Origin of the sequence: Pseudomonas sp. AD21 (assembly GCF_002878485.1) — a bacterium.
Classification (GTDB): domain Bacteria; phylum Pseudomonadota; class Gammaproteobacteria; order Pseudomonadales; family Pseudomonadaceae; genus Aquipseudomonas.
Genome location: NZ_NQYG01000085.1, coordinates 1 through 19812, shown reverse-complemented (window position 1 = coordinate 19812; position 19812 = coordinate 1). Strand labels below are relative to the sequence as shown.

Sequence of the window (19812 nt, the reverse complement as noted above, 5' to 3'; positions counted from 1 at the left end):
CAGAATCGAGCCTTGTCCCTCCTCCTCCCTTCAAGTCCTACCATACAAGTGAGCCTGCTCGCGATGGGGCCATCAGCAACAATCGGGATAGCCAGAAAAAATAGTTAGCCTGCTTCCTTTTATTCCAGCGCCAAGCCATGATGCCGACTCTCCTGCCGCCGCCCGCGAACGAGTCCTCATGTCTGCGCAGCAACAGCCCCCGCAAAGCTCAATGGCGATCACCTTGCAGATCGTCTCCATCGTTTTCTACACCTTTGTTGCCTTCCTGTGCATTGGCCTGCCGATTGCCGTGCTGCCCGGCTATGTGCACGAACAACTGGGGTTCAGCGCCATTATTGCGGGGCTGGTCATCGGCTCGCAGTACCTGGCCACGCTGCTCAGCCGGCCAATGGCCGGACGCATGTCGGACACCATCGGCACCAAGCGCGCGATTGTTTACGGGTTATCGGGGATTGTGCTCAGTGGGCTGCTGACGCTGATGTCGACGCTGCTGCAGGACTTCCCGTTGCCGAGCCTGCTGATTCTGGTCGCCGGACGGCTGTTGCTTGGGGTCGCGCAGGGCTTGATCGGGGTCGGCACCATCAGTTGGTGCATGGGCCAGCTCGGCGCCGAACACACGGCAAGGTCGATCGGCTGGAACGGCATTGCTTCCTATGGCGCGATTGCGATTGGCGCGCCACTGGGCGTGGTGATGGTCGCCGATTACGGCTTCGCGAGCCTGGGTATCGCCCTGTCGGTATTGGCGGCGGGTGCTTTGGTGCTGATCCGCAATAAACCCTCGGTGCCCGTGGTGCGTGGCGAGCGGCTGCCTTTTTGGGCGGTGTTCGGGCGCATTGCACCGTTTGGCGCCAGTTTGAGCCTGGCGTCCATTGGTTACGGCACGCTGACCACGTTTATCACCCTCTATTACCTCAATCGGGGCTGGAGCGGCGCCGCGTACTGCCTGACAGTGTTTGGCGTGTGCTTCATCCTCTCGCGGCTGCTGTTCATTTCAGCCATCAGTCGATTTGGCGGGTTCAACTCAGCGATTGCCTGCATGAGCATCGAAACCGTTGGACTGGTGCTGCTGTGGCTGGGGCCGTCCACCGCGATCGCGCTGATCGGTGCGGGGCTGGCCGGTTTCGGCCTGTCGCTGGTGTATCCGGCGCTGGGGGTTGAGGCGATCAGGCAGGTGCCCAATTCCAGCCGGGGTTCGGGATTGGGGGCTTACGCGGTGTTCTTCGATCTGGCGCTGGCGATTGCCGGGCCGTTGATGGGGGCGGTGGCGCTGAACCTGGGGTATTCGTGGATTTTCTTCAGCGCGGCACTGTTGTCGGTGATCGGGCTGGGGTTGACCTTGTTGCTCAAGCGCCGGGCAAGTTTTCAAGACTGAAATACATCTCCCACAGGGGGGAGTTGAGTCGCTCACTGATCCGCGGTCTGCATCCCCGCCCGGCTCGGTTTGCCCAGCGTGCGCGAGAAGAACTGCCCGGCTTCGGAAATCAGATTGCGGTGGATGTCTTCGCGATCCACACCGTCGGCGTCGGTACACAGCGCCGGCATTGCGCGAATCTGCTCTTCGTTGCACGGCGCCATAAAGACGAAATGCCCTGCCCCGGCGAGCAATTTGAAGTCCGGCGCAGTCGGCAGCTTGCGCGCCAGCGCCGCGGCATTCTTGTCGAAGGCCACCAGCTTGTCGCCATCGCCGCTGTAGAGCAGCACCGGCACATGCACATCCGCCAAAGTGTGACGACCGAACTTCAGGCTCAGCGGCGCCATCAGCAACAACGCATGCACGCGCGGATCGGCTACAGGCTGCAAGTCATCCCGATCGACGATCAGCTCGCCCTGGGTGTTGCAGGCATCGCGGTCGTCCGGGCGCTCCTGGCAGTAACGGCGCAGGCGGTCCAGGTCCGGCTGCGCGCCAGAGAGGATCAGCGCGGTCTCGCCGCCAGCCGAATAACCGATCACCCCGACCTGATCGGCGTTGACGAACGGCGACAGCATCGGGTCGCCGAGGGTGGCGGTGATCGCTTCGGAAATCTGGATCGGCCGCCCATACAGATTGCTCAGGGTGCCGAGTCGGCTGTGATCCCTGGAGTTGTCGCCGGGATGAATCACCGCCACCACCACAAAGCCCTTGCGTGCCAGCGAGGTGGCGAGGTCATGCAGCGCGATGGGCGTGCCGGTGTTGCCGTGGGACAGCATCAGCATCGGAAAGCGGCCGATGGCGACCTTGGTATCGGCACCCGCCTCGACGGTGTAACCCTCAAGCAGGCTGGTGTGTTCGCGGTCGCTGGAGGGATAGAAGGCGATGGCGCGCATCGGTTGCAGATCCAGCGGATCGAGGAATGTCATCTCGTGGTAACCGACACTCCAGACAGGGTGTCGCCCGGGCGCGGCATGCACTGAACCGAGGCTGCCAAGCAGGCAAATCAGTAACGTTGCACAAAGACGCATCATCGGATGGCCCACCCTGTGTTACTCAATCGAAAGATCCTTTGTGTTCCGACACGCCCGAAACCCCGAGGTTCGGTGATCCGGCGCGGCGTTGCACTCAGACGTTGATCGTTTGACTGCATAACCCGGGCCAGATTATGCAACAGTCAGAAACAAAAAACTCCGCATCTGGCCCTTGCAGAACCAGAATACAGAGTTTTTTGAGAGACTACCTGAACGGCAGCTGGTCTTTACGCAATGCTTACGCAGCGGCGAACAGTTGCTCGCTGATCTTCGCCTGAGCAGCGCTCATCGCGTTGTTGCGCACTTCATCACCGTAGGCCAGGCCTTCGGCACGGACGATTTCGATGTCGGTGATGCCGAGGAAGCCCAGAACCAGCTTCAGGTATTCTTCGTGAGCAATGCCGCTCGCCTGACCGGCATGAATCCCGCCGGCGGTGGAGACGATGACCACTTTCTTGCCACCGCACAGGCCTTCAGGGCCGGCTTCGGTGTAGCGGAAAGTCTGGCCGGCAACGGCGACGCGGTCGATCCAGGCCTTGAGCTGGGTCGGTACGGTGAAGTTGTACATCGGTGCGGCGATAACGACGGCGTCAGCAGCGATGAATTCAGCCAGGGTCGAAGCGCTCAGTTCAGCTTCATGCTGTTGTGCGGCGTTGCGCAGCTCAGCAGTGGTGCCGGCGGCGACCAGGGTGGTCGACGAGAAGTGGCTGATGGCGTCGGCGGCCAGGTCGCGGTAGGTCACGACGGCAGCAGGCTCGGCGGCTTGCCAGGCTTTGACGACTTGGCTGCTCAACTGACGGGAAGCCGAGTTGTCGCCCAGAATGCTCGAATCGATGTGCAGCAGTTTCATGTGGAATCTCCTGGAAAGAATCGCCGGCGGCGACGGAATGGAGACAATCCTACGGAAGAAACCAATAGCTGATTAGCCGCCTACAATGCGATAGTTCGTCCCACTGATAGAACGGTGGACTTTTCATGCAGGATCTCAACGATCTCTACTATTTCGCCAAGGTGGTCGAGGCCGGTGGTTTCGCGGCGGCCGGGCGCTTGCTGGGCATTCCCAAGTCACGGTTGTCACGGCGCATTGCCGAACTTGAAGAGCGTCTGGGCGCCCGCCTGCTGCAGCGCACCACCCGCCAGTTGAACCTGACCGCTGTCGGCGAACGTTACCTGCGTCACTGTCAGGCCATGCTGCTCGAAGCGGAAATGGCCGACGAAGCTGTCGCCAGCATGTCCAGCGAGCCGCGCGGCCGCTTGCGCGTGTCGTGTCCAACCGGTCTGGCGCGAGAAATGTTGCCCTGGGTGATCAGTGAGTTCCTCGGCAGATTTCCTCAGGTGCAACTGGAGGTGGTGCTGCTCAATCGGCGGGTGGATCTGGTTGCAGAAGGGTTCGACGTAGCGCTGCGCGTGCGCGAACTCGGCGATGAAGATCCGTTGCTGGTGACCCGCCGTCTGCGCCAGGCGCAAATGGTGGTGGTGGCCAGCCCGGCATTTGTCGAGGGCAAAACAATCACCCACCCGCAAGACCTGAAGAACCTGCCGGTACTCGGCGCGCTGGAAGCCGACCGCATGGTGCACGTACGCTTGCTCGATCAACAGGGCCACAGCGTCGAACTGAACATGGAAGCGCGGCTGGGCATCGATGACTTCATCGTGCGCAAGGCCTGTGTGCTGGCCGGCCAAGGTTTTACCCTGTTGCCGATGATGTATTGCGAAGGCGATCTTGAGAGCGGTGCGCTGGTGCAATTGCTGCCCGAGTGGTCGTTGCCTGGTGGCTGGTTGCAGGCGGTGTATCCGCATCGACGCGGGGTGATGCCGGCGGTGCGGGCGTGGATCGATCATCTGGTCGAATCGTTCAATGCGTGTGGGGAGCGACTGTTATGACCAAGGGAAAGATGAACGAAGCGGATGTCGCGGCCTTCTGCCTGGCCTTGCCGGGCGCGCGGGAGGATTACAAATGGGGTGGCGTGCGGGTGTTTTCGATCGCCGGCAACAAGATGTTCGCCTTGCAGGGGCTACGCGGAGATTCGTTGGCGTTCAAGGTCGACAGGGATCTGTTTCTCGGCCATTGCGACCGTCCGGGCATTCATCCGGCGCCTTATCTGGCGCGGGCACAGTGGATCATCATGCACCCGCCCTACCCGCTGGGCGCCGAGGAATTGCGCGGATTGCTGACGCGATCGCATCAGTTGGTGGTGAGCAAGCTGCCGAAGAAAACCCAAGTTGGATTACTGCTTTGACACCATCCCTGTAGGAGTGAGCCTGCTCGCGATAGCGGTGTATCAGTCGACATCTCTTTGACAGGTACGACGCTATCGCGAGCAGGCTCACTCCTACAGGGGATTTGTGGTGATTTAGAACAGTGAAAGCAGGTTCGAGCCGAGAAACAGCTGATCAATCCAGAACACCTGGTGCAACGCCACGATCGCCCAGAACAGAATCTGAAACGACACCTTGCGCGTCTTGTGCCGGAACACCTGCTGGGCGATCAGCGCGCCGGGCCAGCCGCCGGCCAGTTCCAGTGCGTGCAGGATGTTCTCCGGGGTGCGCCAGGCATCGGCGCGGGCCTTGCGCTTGTCCGCCCAGTACATGAAGAACGTCAACACGCTGACCACACCATAGGCGGTCAGCGGCACCAGCGAGATCCCGCGCAGCCACATCGACAGCGCGCCGAATGCCGGCAATGCGCAGACGATCAGCAATACCGCCAGTTTCAGTTTCAGATACTGAACGCCGCCACCGGACGGGCGCCCGTCCGGGCGACGGGCGCGTGAATCATTCATGGCTTGGCCGCCGACCAGTCGACCCAGCCGAACTGCCAGGTTGCGAGAATCACCAGACCGAAGACAATCCGATACCAGGCGAATGCCGCGTAGCTGTGGCTGGCAATGAACTTGAGCAGACCGCGCACGGCGATCATGGCGAAGATGAACGCGGTGATGAAGCCGATGGCGAACACCGGGAAATCTGCCGGCACGAACAGGTGGCGATACTTGTAACCGGAGTAAACCGCCGCGCCGACCATGGTCGGCATCGCCAGAAAGAACGAGAACTCGGTGGCGGTCTTGCGCGACAGGCCGAACAGCAGACCGCCGATGATCGTCGAGCCAGAGCGCGAGGTGCCGGGAATCATCGCCAGGCACTGGGCGAAACCGACCTTCAACGCGTCCTTCCAAGTGATCTCGTCAACGGTTTCGGCATGCACTTCATGCTGGCGGCGTTCGGCCCATAACATGATCACCCCGCCGATTACCAACGCGGTCGCCACGGTGATCGGGTTGAACAGGTATTGGTGGATCAAGTCGGCAAAAATCACCCCCAACACCACCGCCGGCAGGAAAGCGATCAGCAGGTTGGCGGTGAAGCGTCGCGCACTCGGCTGGGTCGGCAAGCCAATCACCACGTCGAGGATCTTGCGGCGAAATTCCCAGACCACCGCGAGGATCGCGCCGAGCTGAATAATGATGTTGAACGCCATGGCCCGTTCGCCGCCGAAGTCGAGCAAGTCGGCAACAATGATCTGGTGTCCGGTACTGGAAATGGGCAAAAACTCCGTCAGCCCCTCTACAACTCCAAGAATCAGTGCCTGCAAGGCGGTCCAAAGATCCATCAATCCCCCAAAGAGCGATGCACGCCGGCATGCCCCGATAATATTTTTCTAACGTTCACTGCGTTCAGCGTAGCTGTTTGTAGCTGTACCGATTCCGCGCGCACAGGATCCACACGAAACGGTCAAAATTCCGTGAAATATCAACTTGGATTCAGGTTTTCGCGCGCGGGGCCGAAATCCTAACAGACAAGCCTTAATAGTGCTGCGGCGTTATACGACTTGGGTCGCGTATGCCCGATCACCGAAACGTGGTTGGATGCTGGCGTTGATTTATTACAAGAAAAAGAAATCGGAGTGACAGCGTTATGAACAGCTTGCGCAGTGTGTCGATCAGCCGACGCTTGTGGCTCATTTTGATTGTGGCCGTGGTCATGTTGTTGACTTTGGGCGTGTTGATGCTCAAGCAGATCCACGATGACCTGTACCACGCCAAGGCGCAGAAAACCCAGCATGTGGTGCAAACCGCCAGCGGCCTGCTGACCTACTATCATGACCTGGAAACTGCCGGCACCCTCACCCGCGACGCCGCACAGAAACAGGCGCTGACCGCCATTCGTGGCCTGCGCTACGACCAGAGCGACTACTTCTGGATCAACGACCTCACGCCCGTGATGGTCATGCACCCGACCAACCCCAAACTTGAAGGCCAGAACCTCTCGGCAATCCGCGATCCCGACGGTTTCGCGGTGTTCAACGAGATGGTCGCGATCGCCAAAAGCCGGGGCGCAGGCATGGTCGATTACCGTTGGCCCAAGCCCGGCGCCAGCGAGCCGGTGGCCAAGACTTCCTACGTCAAACTGTTCGAACCGTGGGGCTGGGTGCTCGGCTCCGGCGTCTATATCGATGATGTGCAGAGCGAGTTCCGCGGCCAGGTGATCAAGGCCACGATAATCGGCCTGGTGATCGCCTTGATCATGGCCCTGCTGGTGATCCTGATTGCCCGCAGCATCGTGCGCCCGCTGCAGGAAACCGTGAATGCCATGGCCAACATCGCCAGCGGCGAAAGCGACCTGACCCGCAGTCTCGATACCCACGGCCAGGACGAAGTCACGCAACTGGCGCATCACTTCAACGCTTTTACCGCCAAGTTGCGCCGGGTCATCGGTGATTTGCAGGTCTCGGCCAGCGCGCTGGGCCAGTCGTCCAGTGAGCTGGGCAATGATGCCACCCAGGCCCAGCAACGCAGCCAGCAGCAATCGCAGCAGATGGAACTGGTGGCAACCGCGATCAATGAAGTGACCTACGGCGTGCAGGACGTGGCGAAGAATGCCGAACACGCCGCCGCTGAAATGCGCGACGCCGAAGCCCAGGCGCAACAGGGCCAGATCAACATCGACGGCAGCCTGCAACAGATCGACAAGCTGTCCGGGACCATTGATCAAGCCGTCGAAGTGATTCGCACGCTGGCGGCGGAAAGCACGCAGATCGGCAGTGTGCTGGAGGTGATCCGTTCGATTGCCGAGCAGACCAACCTGCTGGCGCTCAACGCAGCCATCGAAGCGGCGCGTGCCGGTGAACAGGGCCGCGGCTTTGCGGTGGTGGCCGATGAGGTTCGGCTGTTGGCGCAGCGCACGCAAAAATCGACGGCGGAAATCCAGACCATGATCGAACGCCTGCAGAATCACTCCGAAGCGGCGGTCAAGGTCATCGGCGACAGCAGCAAGGCCTCGCAACTGACCATCGAACAGGCCGGCCTCGCCGGTGCCAGCCTGAACGCCATCGGCCAGGCACTGCGCAACCTCAATGGCCTGAACGCTTCGATTGCCAGCGCCACGCTGCAACAGGCGCATGTGGTCGAGGATATCAATCAGAACGTCACCCAGGCGGCCGGCCTGTCCCACAGCACGGCGCTGGCGGCGGAGCAGTCGAGTGCAGCGAGCGTTAAGCTTGGGCAATTAAGTGAGCAGCTGAACCAGCTTCTACGCCAGTTCCGCGTCTAACACCGCCCCCCCTGCAGGAGTGAGCCTGCTCGCGATAGCGTCGTATCAGTCAACCACAGAGTGACTGACACACCGCCATCGCGAGCAGGCTCACTCCTACAGGTTTTTGGGTACAATCCGCTCCCTCCTCAACTCCCCCCCAAGGAACCCCCATGTCCGGGCTTGAACTGTTTGCCGCCGCCCTCGGTGTGATCGCCGTCTGGCTGACGGTCAAACAGAATCCATGGTGCTGGCCGATCGGCCTGGTCATGGTGTTGCTGTACAGCTGGATCTTCTATGACGTGAAGCTGTACTCGGACATGTTGCTGCAAGTGATCTACGCCGCGCTGCAAGTCTACGGCTGGTGGCAATGGACCCGCGCCGGAACCCTGCATGACGGGCGCGACGTCACGCGTCTGGACCGACGCTCGATCCTGCTCGGTCTGAGCGTGGGCGCCCTCGGCAGCCTGCTGCTGGGCGCGGCCATGGCGCACTGGACTGACGCCGCGCAGCCGTGGCTCGATGCCGCACTGACGGCATTCAGCCTGGTCGCGCAATTGTGGATGGCGCAGAAACGCCTGCAATGCTGGGCGCTGTGGTTCGTGCTGGATGTGATTTTCGTCGGCCTGTTTCTTTATAAGGGGCTGTACCTCACCGCCGCACTGTATGCCCTGTTCACCCTGATTGCGGTGCAAGGCTGGCGTGAGTGGCGCGCCGATCCGGCGTTGCAGCCATGAAGGTCGTGGTCCTGACCGGCCCTGAATCCACGGGCAAGAGCTGGCTGGCGGCCGACCTTCAGGCGCATTTTGGTGGTTTGCGGGTGGATGAATACGTGCGCTGGTTCATCGAACAGAATCCGCGCGATACCTGCCTCAACGACATCCCCGACATCGCCCGTGGACAGTTGCAATGGGAAGATCAGGCACGGGCGCAGCAACCCGGGCTGCTGATTCTCGACACCCATCTGCTGAGCAACATTCTGTGGAGCCAGACTCTGTTCGGCGATTGCCCGGCATGGCTGGAACCGGAGCTGTTGGCGCGGCACTACGACCTGCACCTGGTGTTGTCGCCGGAGCAGATCGACTGGACCGACGATGGCCAGCGTTGCCAGCCGCAACTCAGCGAACGCATGGCGTTCTTTCAAGCCACCCGCGACTGGCTTGAACAGCATGGGCAAACGCTGCAGATCATTCAGGGCAACTGGGATGAGCGCCGCGCGCAGGCTTTCGAGGCGGTCGCTGATTTATTGGCTGATTGACCCGGCGAACAGCCCCTTTCGGGGCACAAGTGTCCATTCCTGAAACACCCACTCCAGCGCAAAGCAGCCATTTCAATGGCCTTCATCGTTTTGTCAGAATATCTGTTACGCCCGTGAAACAGTCCCCGGCAAACCCTTGTTCCAGAGCTTTGCGCCGCCATTGACCGACTGGGTGCCCGCGCGACTGTTTCAGCGCTGAAACAGTTTTTGTATCAGCGCTGCACGGCCCATCACCAACCGGTTGAAAATCAACAACAATTCAAAAGCGGCACAGCTTTCGCTCTCTCCTTCCCAACGCTGACAAGAGCCAGCCCACTGAAGAAGGAATTGCCGCCGTGGGGAATTTCAATAAAGGCCTGACCTGCCTTCTGCTGATTGGATCAGCCGCCAGCACATTCATCAGTTTCAACGTTCAGGCCGAAGGCAATGGCGTGATCGTTCTCAACCGCGACGTCCAGCCCATTCCCATCGGACGCAGCGGCGGCAAAGATCCCTATCCCACCACGGTCAATGCCAACCCTTCCGATCGAATCAATCAAGCGATGAACAGCACCGAACTCAGTGACGGTGACTTTGCCAGTGTAGCCAGCGGCTCCTCGATCCGCAGCAACATGATCACGCCGAACTCGGACATGCCCGGCATGAACGTCCTGACCAACCCCAACGGCCTGCCAGGCATGAGCGCCGGTCATGGCGGCGGCGGTGGCGGCACGATCTCCAACACGATCAATCGCTCGTTGAGCACCGGTCTGGCACCGCTGACCCGTATGGCTGGAGGCCAATGAGATGAATCGTTCCCTTCTGCTGCTTGCCCTCTTCAGCTGCGCCAGCGCAATGGCCGATCCAAGTTCCGTGAACAACGCAGACATCCAGGATACCGGTGTGCAATACCACGGCAACTTCAACGTCAACCAGGCGGCCGGCGACCAGATGCAACAGGCCAACACCAAGGCGATCGCCATCGGCACCAATGCCAGCGCCTCGACCATCGTCAGGCAAAAGCTCGATACACCCGCCAACCCGTCGATGAACGCCAGCGCCAACATTGGTGGCAACTCTTTCAGTAATGGCAACGGGATCCTGGGCGTGAACCAGGGTGCCGGGGCCAACAACCAGATGGCCAACGTGACGCGCGTCAGCATCAGTGCTGCCCCGCAGAGCGTTGACGACAGCGCCCTGTCGCAACAGAACGTGGCGCTTTTACCGAGCTCAGGAGCAACTGGCACCTCACCCGGCAGTCGCCAGGTCACGACAAGTGATCAGGCCTTCACCGGCAGCCGAGGGGTGATCCAGGTGAACCAGAGTGCCGGGGTGGGGAACCGTATGGCTAACACCCTGAGCATCCGGGTCGCTGACTGACCCAAACAAGAAGCAGTGCAATTAGAAAGTACCAACACTTAACCAACTAATAAGCACGACGGAGAAACACCATGAAAACTACAATGGCTCTCAAACCACTGGTTTTCGCTCTTGCAGCAGTAATGGCAATGGCGGCTCAAGCAGGCGGCAACGATCATGGTAACAATGGTGGTCACGGTCACAACCCTCCTCCACCAAAAGGTCCAACCCTGGAAGAGCTGCTGCAAATCGGCGCAGGTGCCGGTGCCGCAGTGCTCGACGTGCAAAACAACGGCGGTAACACCGTCCTGAACCAGGGCACCCAGAACAACGCCGGCATCAGTGGCTCGCTCAACGGCGCCAACGGCAACATCGGTGCAAACAACGTGGCCGGTGACGGCAACCAACAAGACAACGCCGCTGCTCTGGCAACTGCTGACGAAAGCTTCATCTTCGGCTCTGCGGTGTCCGCTTCCAGCGCCACTCAAGTCAACAGCAACAACACCGTTGGCAACTACTCCAGCACCAACACTGCCGGCATGAACAACGTCGGCAACAGTGGCTCGGGGAACATCGGCGTGAACAACGCTGCCGGCAACTTCAACCAACAGAAAAACAACCTGGCAATCGCTGTGTCCGGTGGTCGTGTAGCGCAAGCCGCTGCTGCTGCCAACCAAAGCACTACCGGTCTGCAAGTCGGCAACAACGGCACTCAGACCTTCAAGAAAGATACCCTCACTGGCACTGTCGCCGCCGTCGGCGTATTCGGCGCCGTTGGCACAGCCACCATCAAAGATGACGATCACGGTCACGGCGGTGGCGGTTATGGCAACGACGACAAAGGTCATGGCGGCAATGGTGGTGGCAAAGATCAAAAAGCTACCTTCGAAGCTGTGGGTGCCTTCGGTCTGGCTGGTGTAACCACTCAACAAGTGCTGACTCCAGACGGCTGGAAAAACCCTGTCACCAACACTGCAGGCATGACCAACGTAGGCAACAACTGGTCGGGTAACGGTGGCTTCAACAACGCCGCCGGTGTTGGCAACCAACAAAGCAACTCGCTGTCCATCGCTGCAGGTTGCAAAGCCTGCATGTAATCGCGATCGAAACGAAAGCCCCGGAAACGGGGCTTTTCCTCAGTCCGCAAAGGCGTATCGATCATGCGTAAGACTGCCTTTATCGCCCTGCTTTGCCTGTCCGGCCTGACTCAGGCTGCCCAGATGCCCGTCGCTGCCCTGCCCGGCGGCGTACTCGTCTACAAGAACGTGCAAAGCATCCGTGAACGCAAGTTTGCCGACATCGTCGAACAAAAAACCGATTTCAGCTGCGGCGCTGCCGCACTGGCCACGGTTCTGCGCCAGGCCTATTGGCTCGACGTCGATGAGGAGCACATCATCAAAGGCATGCTGGTCAACTCTGACCAGGACCTTGTTCGTACTCAGGGTTTTTCCATGCTGGACATGAAGCGCTACATAGAAAGCATCGGCATGCGCGCCAGAGGTTACAAGATACCGCCGGAAAAGCTCGACGATGTCACCATCCCGGTGGTGGTACTGATGGAAATTCGCGGCTACAAGCATTTCGTGGTGCTGCAGCGCTCGGACAAGAATTGGGTTTACATCGGAGACCCGGTTCTCGGTCACAAACGCTACGCCCATGATGACTTTGTCAAAGGCTGGAACGGCATTGTCTTCGCCATCGTCGGCCCCGGATACGACAAAACCAATGCACTTCGCAGTCCTCCGGCACCGCTGACCGCCAAGAACAAGCTCGACTCTTTCAACCCTGTCAAAGATGCTGAATTGATGGACTTCGGGTTCATACAGAGCGACTTCTTTTAATCGCCGATTATAAAGAATGGGGCTGGATGTCCCGGGAGCAGCAGATGAAAACCTCATACTGGCTGGCCGCCGCCTGCCTGGCAGCGAGCGCGTCAGGCTATGCCAATGCAGGGTTCAAACCTATCGAAATCAATGACCAGGAGCTCTCCGAGCTACGCGGTCGTTACGTCATGCCGGGGCGGATCATCAGCTTCGGCATTGTCATGAGCAGTACCTGGCGCAACGCCAGCGGTGATCTGATTGGCGCTGCGACCTCGATGCAGATTCAGGCCGCCACGATCAAACCGGAATTTTACGTCTCGACCATCAAGCAACACGGCAACGGCAGCACCCCGACTCCGGGCACTGGCAATGTCATCGGTGGTGCGGGACTCGACAGCAGCCAGGGCGTGACCCAAAGCGTACGCGCCGCCGGCGACGGCAACACCGCCAACAACAACGTGGCAATCAACGTAAAAGAAGCCAACACCCCTCCTCCTTTGGCGCCAGCACAAGGTCAGGCCCTGATGGCCGGCCAGACGATCGGTGCCAGCAATGCCGCCGGCAGCGTCGCCGTTTCAGCCACGAGCGGTGGCGTGCAGATGGCTATTCAAGCCTCGGGGAATCAAGGCACGGCCTTGCAACAAGTCGCCCAGGGTGGCCTGCTGCAGAACACTCGCCTGCTCGGCAGTGCCAACGTGGTCAACAACATGACCCAACTCAATGTTGTGCTTAGCAATAACGGCATCAGCCCCGGCGCACTGGACTGCAACCTGACTCAACTCAGGGCACTACGCAATATCGGATATTGAACTACGCTGAGTCTCGATCATTGGGCTTAAAGGGACGGCTTTTTCATGTATCGATCAGTATCACTGCGTGCCGCTGTATGTTTGAGCACTCTTCTACCTGCAGCCATGCTGCAAGCGGCACCGGACGCCGACGTAGAAGCCCTGAAACAGGAGCTTCTGGAGCTGAAGCAACGCTACGATGTACAACAAAAAGCGCTGGCGGTGCTCGAGCAGCGGGTTCGCCAGGTCGAAGACCAACCGGCGGCGCCGCAACCCAAGCGTCTGGCCAAGTCGCCAGCCGACATGAAAGGCAATCCAAAAGTCGCTACCAGTACCGGGGCTCCTGGTGTCGGGGCGGCAGCAGCGTCGGGGGGCGCAGCCGGGGGCAGTGGCGCTTCTTACGGGCAATCACTGGCCGACGATTCGCAACCTGCCCAGAGTGTGTCCAACCTCTACGACGAAGCCAGCGGCTTCTTCGGTGGCGGTAAGTTCAGCTTCGAAACCGGTGTGACCTACTCGCGTTACGACACCCGCCAACTGATCCTCAACGGCTTTCTGGCCCTGGATTCGATCTTTCTGGGCAACATCAACCTCGACCGGATCAAGGCTGACACCTGGACGCTGGACCTGACCGGCCGCTACAACTTCGACAACCGCTGGCAGTTCGATGTGAACGTGCCAGTGGTTTACCGCGATTCGACCTACCAGTCCGGTGGCGGCAATGGCGGTGCGTCCAACGTCACCACGGAACAGGATGTTTCGCGTGATCCGACGATCGGCGACGTCAACTTCGGCATTGCATACAAGTTCCTCGACGAGTCGGTCAACACCCCGGACGCCGTGGTCACCCTGCGAGTCAAGGCGCCAACCGGCAAGGACCCGTTCGGGATCAAGCTGCGTCAGACCGACGCCAACTCCAACCTGTTCGTGCCTGACACGCTGCCCACCGGCAACGGCGTCTGGTCGATCACCCCGGGCGTCTCGCTGGTCAAGACGTTCGACCCGGCTGTGCTGTTCGGCAGCTTGTCTTACACGCACAACCTGGAAGAGTCGTTCGATGACATCAGTTCGACGGTCAACCAGAAAACCCCGGGCAAGGTCAGCATTGGCGACAGCTTCCAGATCGGCGCCGGTATTGCGTTTGCACTGAACGAAAAGATGAGTATGTCGTTCTCGATGTCTGATCTGGTGCAACGCAGAAGCAAGCTGAAACAGGACGGTGGCGACTGGCAATCGGTGGTCTCCAGCGATGCCAACGCCGGCTACTTCAACGTCGGCATGACCATTGCCGCCACGGACAACCTGACCATCGTACCCAACCTGTCGATCGGCATGACCCCAGATGCCCCGGACTTCTCCTTCAGCCTTAAATTCCCGTACTACTTCTGACGTAAAAAAGCCCCGCCGATGCGGGGCTTTCATACAAGAGATCGCCGTGTTTACAGCGCCTGCAGATTCACTGCACAAGCGCTGCGCCCACGGCGATTTTTTTTAGCGAATCTGATGTTTGTGCAACAGGCGATAAAACGTCGGCCGCGACACCCCCAGCACCTTGGCCGCCACACTCAGATTGTCGCTGTGCCGGTTCAACACGTCGCACAACGCCTGGCGTTCGGCGCGGGTCTTGTAGTCCTCTAACGTGCCCATCGGCGTGTTGATCGAGTGCTGGCTGATCAACCCCAGGTCTCGAGCTTCGATCTGCCGGCCCTCGGCCAGCACCAGCCCCCTGCGCACGCGATTGGCCAGTTCGCGAACGTTGCCCGGCCAATCGTGTTTGCCCATGGCGATCAACGCGTCTTCACTGAAGCTGCGCGGACGGCGGCCGGTTTCATGGCTGTAGAAGTGCGAAAAATGGTTGGCCAGCATCGCCAGATCACCGTGGCGCTCGCGCAACGGGGCGGTCACCACTTGCAGCACATTGAGCCGGTAATACAGGTCTTCACGAAAACGCTTTTTCTCAATGGCGGCTTCCAGGTCGACGTGGGTGGCCGCCAGGACGCGCACATCAACCGGGATCGGCTGGCTGCCGCCGACACGTTCGATGTGTTTTTCCTGAAGAAAACGCAGCAGGTTGGCCTGCAATTCCAAAGGCAGATCGCCGATCTCATCAAGAAACAAGGTGCCACCGTTGGCCGCCTCGATACGCCCGACCTTGCGCTGATGCGCACCGGTAAAAGCGCCTTTTTCGTGGCCGAACAGTTCGGACTGGATCAAGTGTTCGGGAATCGCGCCACAATTGATCGCCACAAACGGCTTGCTGTGGCGTTGGGACTGGCGATGCAGGGTGCGGGCGACCAGTTCTTTGCCGGTCCCGCTTTCACCCCGGATCAGCACGGGTGACTCGGTCGGCGCCAGTTTGCTCAGCAATTTGCGCAGCTCGCGGATCGGCTTGCTGTCGCCGAGCAGTTCGTGCTCCGGCTGATCGATGTGAATCGTCCCTTGTCCGCGCAAACGCGCCATGCCGAACGCTCGTCCAAGAGTCACCTGGACCCGTGAGACATCAAACGGCAAGGTATGGAAATCGAAAAACCATTCGCAGACGAAGTCACCGACGTTTTGCAGGCGCAGGACTTCCTGATTCAACACCGCGATCCATTCGGTGCCGCTACGGCTGATCAGTTCCTTGACCGCTTCGGGACGTTCGAGGTGAAAAGGTTGCAGTCGCAGTAATCCGACATCGCATGTCCGATCGGCGGCATTTTCCAGGGTACAACTGTCGACATCCCAGCCCACGGCGCGCAAACCGGGTAACAGGCGATGACAGTCGTCACAGGGGTCGACTACCAATAAACGTCGTAACGCTGGCGCTTCGATCATGACTGTTCCTTGGCGCCAAATTTAAGGAAATTATTGTAAAAACAGTCATTTGGCAGACCCGACTGTAACATTAGCAAGAAATTGACAGACCCTTGTATCGATTGCTTATAGATGTACAAGGTAACGAGTTATAAGACGGGAGTTTATTAGTCTGCTATCGAGTTGAATCTTTCAGCCAGCTTTCAAAAACTGTCTGATTCCTGAGCATAAGCAACAAAGTTGAAATTTCTTTGTGTCATGTGTGACCCGCCACGGGGTTGCGTGCATCAGTACAAGTAACCAGCCGCACGGTAAGCCCAACCGACGGCACATCACTTGATTGGGCACGACAGAGAGAAGACCCCATGACCGCCCCGCTCCGTATCAACGAAGCTCTTTTGATTGCCAACCACGCGTTCAAACCCTTCCAGTGCGTGGCCTGGGCCCCACAAGACGGCAACGGCGAACTGAACCTGACTGTCATCGACCGTACCAACTCGCACATTGGCCGCAAGCAGATTCCGAGCAGCACCTACTCCGACCCGGCGCAACTGGAGCAGTTGCTGCAGCAGGCACGCGCCGAATTGAGCGAAGAAGGCCATCAACTGCAATCGTGGTCGATGCCACATTGATCAGAGGGTCATGCGGATGACTTTCACGTCATCCGCCCTGTGCATCTTTAGTTATCAGTTACTTTTTATCTTCTGTACTTTTGTACAACTTCTTTTAAAGCGTCAGGCGCCATTGCTTGCGACGCTTTCATTTGGTTCCAAAAGACACTGTTCTGGCACAGTGCGACCCTCCACCTGTTAGTTATGTCAGTTGTACTTCGGCGTATTCAGCGATTGAATGTTTCGCTCATGCAGTTACCCGCCCACCGGGACTGGTCAACTTGCAAGGAGAAGCATGCATGACCACCGAGAACGCCTTCGCGCTCCCGACACCAACGACCAACGCCGGGCGACTCGACAGACAATTTGCCCACTCCGGCGTTGCTCAAGTGTATTTCGCCGGCAGCGTATCCAGCATGACCCAAGGCCTGGCCCTGGACCCGCAAGGTCGGGTATTGGTGGCCGCCAAGGTCGGCACTGCCAATGGCAGCTGTTTCGGACTGGCGCGGATGCTCGCCGACGGTTCTGCCGACCTCGGCTTCGGCGTTCAAGGCAGCGTGATCGGTGAATTCGCCCCCGGCTTCGAAGCCATGGGCGCAAAAGTACAGGTACTGGCGGACGGGCGAATCCTGCTGGCCGGCTTGCACTATGAAAATGCCCATCGCAGCTTGCCCGCCCTCGCCCTGTTCAACACTGACGGCTCACCTGACACCTCGTTTGGCGACAACGGTCGACAAGTCGTGCGCCTGCCGGGCGATCTTTCCATCGGCTCACGCGATATCTGGCTACCGCCCGGTATATCCGGTGCAGAAGCCTGCGACATTGCCGTGCAGGACGACGGGCACATTCTGCTGATCGCCAATCACCACTTCGAACTGGCCGACCATGCCGGCATGCTGATCCGCCTCACCCCTGACGGCGCGCTCGATGCAAGTTTCAACGGTCGCGGTTTCGTGATGATCCGCCATCTGCTGCTCAATACCTGGCTCAGCAGCCTCCTGCTACAGAAGGATGGACGCATCGTTGTCGCCGGCTCCATTGACTTCCCTCAGGAGGGGTTGGTGGCGCGCTATCTGCCTGACGGGCGCCTGGACGAGCGCTTTGCGGTGGATGGCTTCCTCGCCTTCAAGGCTCACGGGCAAAGCGCGATGGTCAGTCAGGTACTCGAATCGATGGAGCACCTGCACTGCTTTGGCAGCAGTCGCGATCCGATCCGCTGCATGGCGCTGAGTTTGCATCCCAACGGTCGCCCGGAATTGCGCAGCAACGCCGGCCACCCGCACTTGCTGGAAATCGGCCCCAGTGGCTGCCAATGGAGCGCTGCCCAACGCATGGCCGATGACCGAATCATCGCCGTGGGCGCAACCATTGGCGGTATCGAGGCGGATTTCATCGTGGCGCGCTATCTGCCCGACGGACAACTCGACGCACAGTTCGGCAACGGCCACGGTTGGCTACGCACACGTCTGGGACGCAGCCTGGATACCGCCAACTCATTGGCGTTGCAGGCGGACGGGCAAATCCTGGTCGGCGGCTATTCACTGGACGGCAACTACCGGGCCATGGTCGCGCGCTATCTGAATCAATAGTCCCCCAGACTTGAACTTGACCGACACTTGCGGCAACTTGCGCGCTTCTTAATACAAGGAGCAACCGATGTCCGGTTCACTGGCCCAGGCGTTCGCGCACAACTTCCTCGGGCACTCGCCCCGCTGGTACAAGGCGTGCATCGTCGGGTTCCTGATCCTCAATGCCGTGGTGCTGTTCACCGTTGGCCCGGTCGCTGCCGGCTGGCTGCTGGTGATCGAATTCATTTTCACCCTGGCGATGGCCCTCAAGTGCTATCCGTTGATGCCCGGTGGATTGTTACTGATCGAAGCCCTGCTGCTGAAGATGACCACCCCACAGGCTCTGTACGATGAGCTGGTGCACAACTTCCCGGTGATCCTGCTGCTGATGTTCATGGTCGCGGGCATCTACTTCATGAAGGATCTGCTGCTGTTTCTGTTCTCACGGCTGCTGCTGGGCGTGCGCTCCAAGGCGTTTCTGGCGCTGATGTTCTGCTTTCTCTCGGCATTTCTGTCGGCATTTCTCGATGCCCTGACCGTGACGGCGGTGATCATCAGCGCGGCTGTTGGCTTCTACTCGGTCTACCACCGTGTGGCCTCGGGCAACGACCCACGCCAGGACAGCGAATTCGGCGACGACCAGCACCTGCCGGCCCTGCACCATGACGATCTGGAACAGTTTCGTGCGTTCCTGCGCAGTCTGTTGATGCATGGCGCGGTCGGCACCGCACTCGGTGGGGTTTGCACCCTGGTGGGCGAGCCGCAGAATCTGTTGATCGGCCATGAAATGGGCTGGCACTTCGGCGAGTTCTTCCAGAAAGTCGCACCGGTATCGCTGCCAGTGCTGGTGGCAGGCCTGGTGACCTGCGTGTTGCTGGAAAAACTTCGCTGGTTTGGCTACGGCACCTTGCTGCCGGACAACGTGCGCGCCGTCCTTGCCAATTACGCCGCTGAAGACAACGCCGAACGCACTCCGCGCCAGCGCGCCGCCCTGCTGGTGCAAGGCACTGCCGCGCTGATCCTGATTGGCTGCCTGGCATTTCACGTGGCCGAAGTGGGCTTGATCGGTCTGATGGTGATCGTGTTGATCACGGCCTTCACCGGCATCACCGACGAGCATCGCCTGGGTACTGCGTTCAAGGACGCCATGCCGTTCACCGCGTTGCTGGTGGTGTTTTTTGCCGTAGTTGCGGTGATTCACGATCAACAGCTGTTTGCCCCGCTGATCCAGTGGGTGCTGGCGCTGCCGGCGGATCAACAGCCGGGCATGCTGTTCATTGCCAACGGCCTGCTCTCGGCGATCAGCGACAACGTGTTCGTTGCCACGATCTACATCACCGAGGTTAAACAGGCATTCCTGTCCGGGCACATGAGCCGCGAACACTTCGAGACCCTGGCAATCGCGATCAATACCGGCACCAACCTGCCGAGCGTGGCGACGCCCAATGGTCAGGCAGCATTCCTGTTTCTGCTGACCTCGGCGATTGCGCCGCTGGTGCGCCTGTCGTATGGGCGAATGGTGTGGATGGCGTTGCCGTACACCGTGGTGATGGGGCTGCTGGGCTGGTATGCGGTGAGCTACTGGCTGTAATTACAGCGAATAAACTGTAGGAGTGAGCCAATGGCTCTGACAACACTCGATCAAAACGGTGGGAGCGG

20 protein-coding genes are annotated in these 19812 nt (G+C 59.6%); 15 read left to right on the top strand and 5 right to left on the bottom strand.

All coding sequences use genetic code 11. From position 1 onward, the window contains the following. The first annotated feature begins 178 nt into the window (after window positions 1-178). Entirely contained in the window at window positions 179-1372 is a 1194-nt protein-coding gene (locus tag PseAD21_RS27420) for an MFS transporter (RefSeq protein ID WP_102358878.1), read from the top strand. Window positions 1373-1404: 32 nt separating this feature from the next. Here PseAD21_RS27420 and PseAD21_RS27415 read toward each other — a convergent pair whose 3' ends face one another. After that, on the bottom strand, window positions 1405-2442 hold the full coding sequence (locus tag PseAD21_RS27415; RefSeq protein WP_102358877.1) for a dienelactone hydrolase: 1038 nt from the start codon (window positions 2440-2442) through the stop codon (window positions 1405-1407). Between the two features lie 238 nt (window positions 2443-2680). Further along, entirely contained in the window at window positions 2681-3292 is a 612-nt protein-coding gene (locus PseAD21_RS27410; RefSeq protein WP_102358876.1) for an FMN-dependent NADH-azoreductase, read from the bottom strand. Between the two features lie 125 nt (window positions 3293-3417). Between PseAD21_RS27410 and PseAD21_RS27405 the strand changes: the two genes are divergently transcribed. Next, window positions 3418-4326: a LysR substrate-binding domain-containing protein gene (locus PseAD21_RS27405; RefSeq protein ID WP_102358875.1), complete on the top strand. Its 909-nt coding sequence runs from the start codon at window positions 3418-3420 to the stop codon at window positions 4324-4326. Further along, on the top strand, window positions 4323-4682 hold the full coding sequence (locus PseAD21_RS27400; protein WP_102358874.1) for an MmcQ/YjbR family DNA-binding protein: 360 nt from the start codon (window positions 4323-4325) through the stop codon (window positions 4680-4682). The genes PseAD21_RS27405 and PseAD21_RS27400 overlap by 4 nt, the downstream gene beginning before the upstream one ends. 114 nt (window positions 4683-4796) lie before the next feature. Here the strand turns inward: PseAD21_RS27400 and PseAD21_RS27395 are convergent, their stop codons facing one another. Further along, window positions 4797-5225, bottom strand: a complete 429-nt coding sequence (locus PseAD21_RS27395; RefSeq protein ID WP_102358873.1) for a DUF1294 domain-containing protein — start codon at window positions 5223-5225, stop codon at window positions 4797-4799. After that, entirely contained in the window at window positions 5222-6052 is an 831-nt protein-coding gene (locus tag PseAD21_RS27390; RefSeq protein ID WP_102358872.1) for an undecaprenyl-diphosphate phosphatase, read from the bottom strand. Before PseAD21_RS27390 ends, PseAD21_RS27395 begins: the two co-directional genes overlap by 4 nt. 305 nt (window positions 6053-6357) lie before the next feature. Here PseAD21_RS27390 and PseAD21_RS27385 point away from each other — a divergent pair, with 305 nt between their 5' ends. The 9 genes from PseAD21_RS27385 to PseAD21_RS27345 all read left to right on the top strand — a co-directional run bounded on the left by PseAD21_RS27385 (window position 6358) and on the right by PseAD21_RS27345 (window position 14567). Continuing rightward, entirely contained in the window at window positions 6358-7992 is a 1635-nt protein-coding gene (locus PseAD21_RS27385; RefSeq protein WP_102358871.1) for a methyl-accepting chemotaxis protein, read from the top strand. Between the two features lie 152 nt (window positions 7993-8144). Beyond that, on the top strand, window positions 8145-8708 hold the full coding sequence (gene pnuC, locus PseAD21_RS27380) for a nicotinamide riboside transporter PnuC (RefSeq protein ID WP_102358870.1): 564 nt from the start codon (window positions 8145-8147) through the stop codon (window positions 8706-8708). Continuing rightward, a complete protein-coding gene (locus PseAD21_RS27375) occupies window positions 8705-9229 on the top strand; it encodes an AAA family ATPase (protein ID WP_102358869.1) in 525 nt (174 codons plus the stop codon). The genes pnuC and PseAD21_RS27375 overlap by 4 nt, the downstream gene beginning before the upstream one ends. Window positions 9230-9564: 335 nt before the next feature. Next, window positions 9565-10014 carry a hypothetical protein gene (locus PseAD21_RS27370; RefSeq protein WP_102358868.1) on the top strand — a complete coding sequence of 150 codons (450 nt, stop codon included), beginning with the start codon at window positions 9565-9567 and terminating at the stop codon, window positions 10012-10014. 1 nt (window position 10015) lies between these two features. Continuing rightward, on the top strand, window positions 10016-10588 hold the full coding sequence (locus tag PseAD21_RS27365) for an adhesin (RefSeq protein WP_102358867.1): 573 nt from the start codon (window positions 10016-10018) through the stop codon (window positions 10586-10588). A gap of 71 nt (window positions 10589-10659) precedes the next feature. Next, entirely contained in the window at window positions 10660-11664 is a 1005-nt protein-coding gene (locus PseAD21_RS27360; protein ID WP_102358866.1) for a heme utilization protein, read from the top strand. Window positions 11665-11727: 63 nt separating this feature from the next. Continuing rightward, window positions 11728-12408, top strand: coding sequence for a C39 family peptidase (locus tag PseAD21_RS27355; RefSeq protein ID WP_102358865.1), 681 nt, complete (start codon window positions 11728-11730; stop codon window positions 12406-12408). A gap of 44 nt (window positions 12409-12452) precedes the next feature. Next, complete coding sequence (locus PseAD21_RS27350; protein ID WP_102358864.1) at window positions 12453-13199, top strand: hypothetical protein; 747 nt, start codon at window positions 12453-12455, stop codon at window positions 13197-13199. A 45-nt stretch (window positions 13200-13244) separates the two neighbouring features. After that, window positions 13245-14567, top strand: a complete 1323-nt coding sequence (locus tag PseAD21_RS27345; protein WP_102358863.1) for a hypothetical protein — start codon at window positions 13245-13247, stop codon at window positions 14565-14567. Between the two features lie 102 nt (window positions 14568-14669). On the opposite strand, the gene PseAD21_RS27340 is transcribed toward PseAD21_RS27345, so the two are convergent. Continuing rightward, window positions 14670-15995, bottom strand: coding sequence for a sigma-54 dependent transcriptional regulator (locus PseAD21_RS27340; protein WP_102358862.1), 1326 nt, complete (start codon window positions 15993-15995; stop codon window positions 14670-14672). 344 nt (window positions 15996-16339) lie between these two features. Between PseAD21_RS27340 and PseAD21_RS27335 the strand changes: the two genes are divergently transcribed. The 3 genes from PseAD21_RS27335 to nhaB all read left to right on the top strand — a co-directional run bounded on the left by PseAD21_RS27335 (window position 16340) and on the right by nhaB (window position 19744). After that, window positions 16340-16606, top strand: a complete 267-nt coding sequence (locus PseAD21_RS27335) for a hypothetical protein (RefSeq protein WP_102358861.1) — start codon at window positions 16340-16342, stop codon at window positions 16604-16606. A gap of 278 nt (window positions 16607-16884) precedes the next feature. Continuing rightward, entirely contained in the window at window positions 16885-18174 is a 1290-nt protein-coding gene (locus PseAD21_RS27330; protein WP_102358860.1) for a hypothetical protein, read from the top strand. A gap of 67 nt (window positions 18175-18241) precedes the next feature. Then, on the top strand, window positions 18242-19744 hold the full coding sequence (gene nhaB, locus PseAD21_RS27325) for a sodium/proton antiporter NhaB (RefSeq protein ID WP_102358859.1): 1503 nt from the start codon (window positions 18242-18244) through the stop codon (window positions 19742-19744). Window positions 19745-19812: the final 68 nt, after the last annotated feature.

What these genes read in the sequence shown, in the direction of transcription:
- PseAD21_RS27345 (WP_102358863.1), top strand. Translation starts at nt 13,245, where the DNA reads ATGTATCGATCAGTATCACTGCGTGCCGCTGTATGTTTGAGCACTCTT.
- PseAD21_RS27420 (WP_102358878.1), top strand. Translation starts at nt 179, where the DNA reads ATGTCTGCGCAGCAACAGCCCCCGCAAAGCTCAATGGCGATCACCTTG.
- PseAD21_RS27355 (WP_102358865.1), top strand. Translation starts at nt 11,728, where the DNA reads ATGCGTAAGACTGCCTTTATCGCCCTGCTTTGCCTGTCCGGCCTGACT.
- PseAD21_RS27330 (WP_102358860.1), top strand. Translation starts at nt 16,885, where the DNA reads ATGACCACCGAGAACGCCTTCGCGCTCCCGACACCAACGACCAACGCC.
- PseAD21_RS27390 (WP_102358872.1), bottom strand. Translation starts at nt 6,052, where the DNA reads ATGGATCTTTGGACCGCCTTGCAGGCACTGATTCTTGGAGTTGTAGAG.
- PseAD21_RS27360 (WP_102358866.1), top strand. Translation starts at nt 10,660, where the DNA reads ATGAAAACTACAATGGCTCTCAAACCACTGGTTTTCGCTCTTGCAGCA.
- PseAD21_RS27385 (WP_102358871.1), top strand. Translation starts at nt 6,358, where the DNA reads ATGAACAGCTTGCGCAGTGTGTCGATCAGCCGACGCTTGTGGCTCATT.
- PseAD21_RS27410 (WP_102358876.1), bottom strand. Translation starts at nt 3,292, where the DNA reads ATGAAACTGCTGCACATCGATTCGAGCATTCTGGGCGACAACTCGGCT.
- PseAD21_RS27395 (WP_102358873.1), bottom strand. Translation starts at nt 5,225, where the DNA reads ATGAATGATTCACGCGCCCGTCGCCCGGACGGGCGCCCGTCCGGTGGC.
- PseAD21_RS27415 (WP_102358877.1), bottom strand. Translation starts at nt 2,442, where the DNA reads ATGATGCGTCTTTGTGCAACGTTACTGATTTGCCTGCTTGGCAGCCTC.
- PseAD21_RS27365 (WP_102358867.1), top strand. Translation starts at nt 10,016, where the DNA reads ATGAATCGTTCCCTTCTGCTGCTTGCCCTCTTCAGCTGCGCCAGCGCA.
- PseAD21_RS27350 (WP_102358864.1), top strand. Translation starts at nt 12,453, where the DNA reads ATGAAAACCTCATACTGGCTGGCCGCCGCCTGCCTGGCAGCGAGCGCG.
- PseAD21_RS27400 (WP_102358874.1), top strand. Translation starts at nt 4,323, where the DNA reads ATGACCAAGGGAAAGATGAACGAAGCGGATGTCGCGGCCTTCTGCCTG.
- PseAD21_RS27335 (WP_102358861.1), top strand. Translation starts at nt 16,340, where the DNA reads ATGACCGCCCCGCTCCGTATCAACGAAGCTCTTTTGATTGCCAACCAC.
- PseAD21_RS27375 (WP_102358869.1), top strand. Translation starts at nt 8,705, where the DNA reads ATGAAGGTCGTGGTCCTGACCGGCCCTGAATCCACGGGCAAGAGCTGG.
- PseAD21_RS27405 (WP_102358875.1), top strand. Translation starts at nt 3,418, where the DNA reads ATGCAGGATCTCAACGATCTCTACTATTTCGCCAAGGTGGTCGAGGCC.
- pnuC (WP_102358870.1), top strand. Translation starts at nt 8,145, where the DNA reads ATGTCCGGGCTTGAACTGTTTGCCGCCGCCCTCGGTGTGATCGCCGTC.
- PseAD21_RS27340 (WP_102358862.1), bottom strand. Translation starts at nt 15,995, where the DNA reads ATGATCGAAGCGCCAGCGTTACGACGTTTATTGGTAGTCGACCCCTGT.
- nhaB (WP_102358859.1), top strand. Translation starts at nt 18,242, where the DNA reads ATGTCCGGTTCACTGGCCCAGGCGTTCGCGCACAACTTCCTCGGGCAC.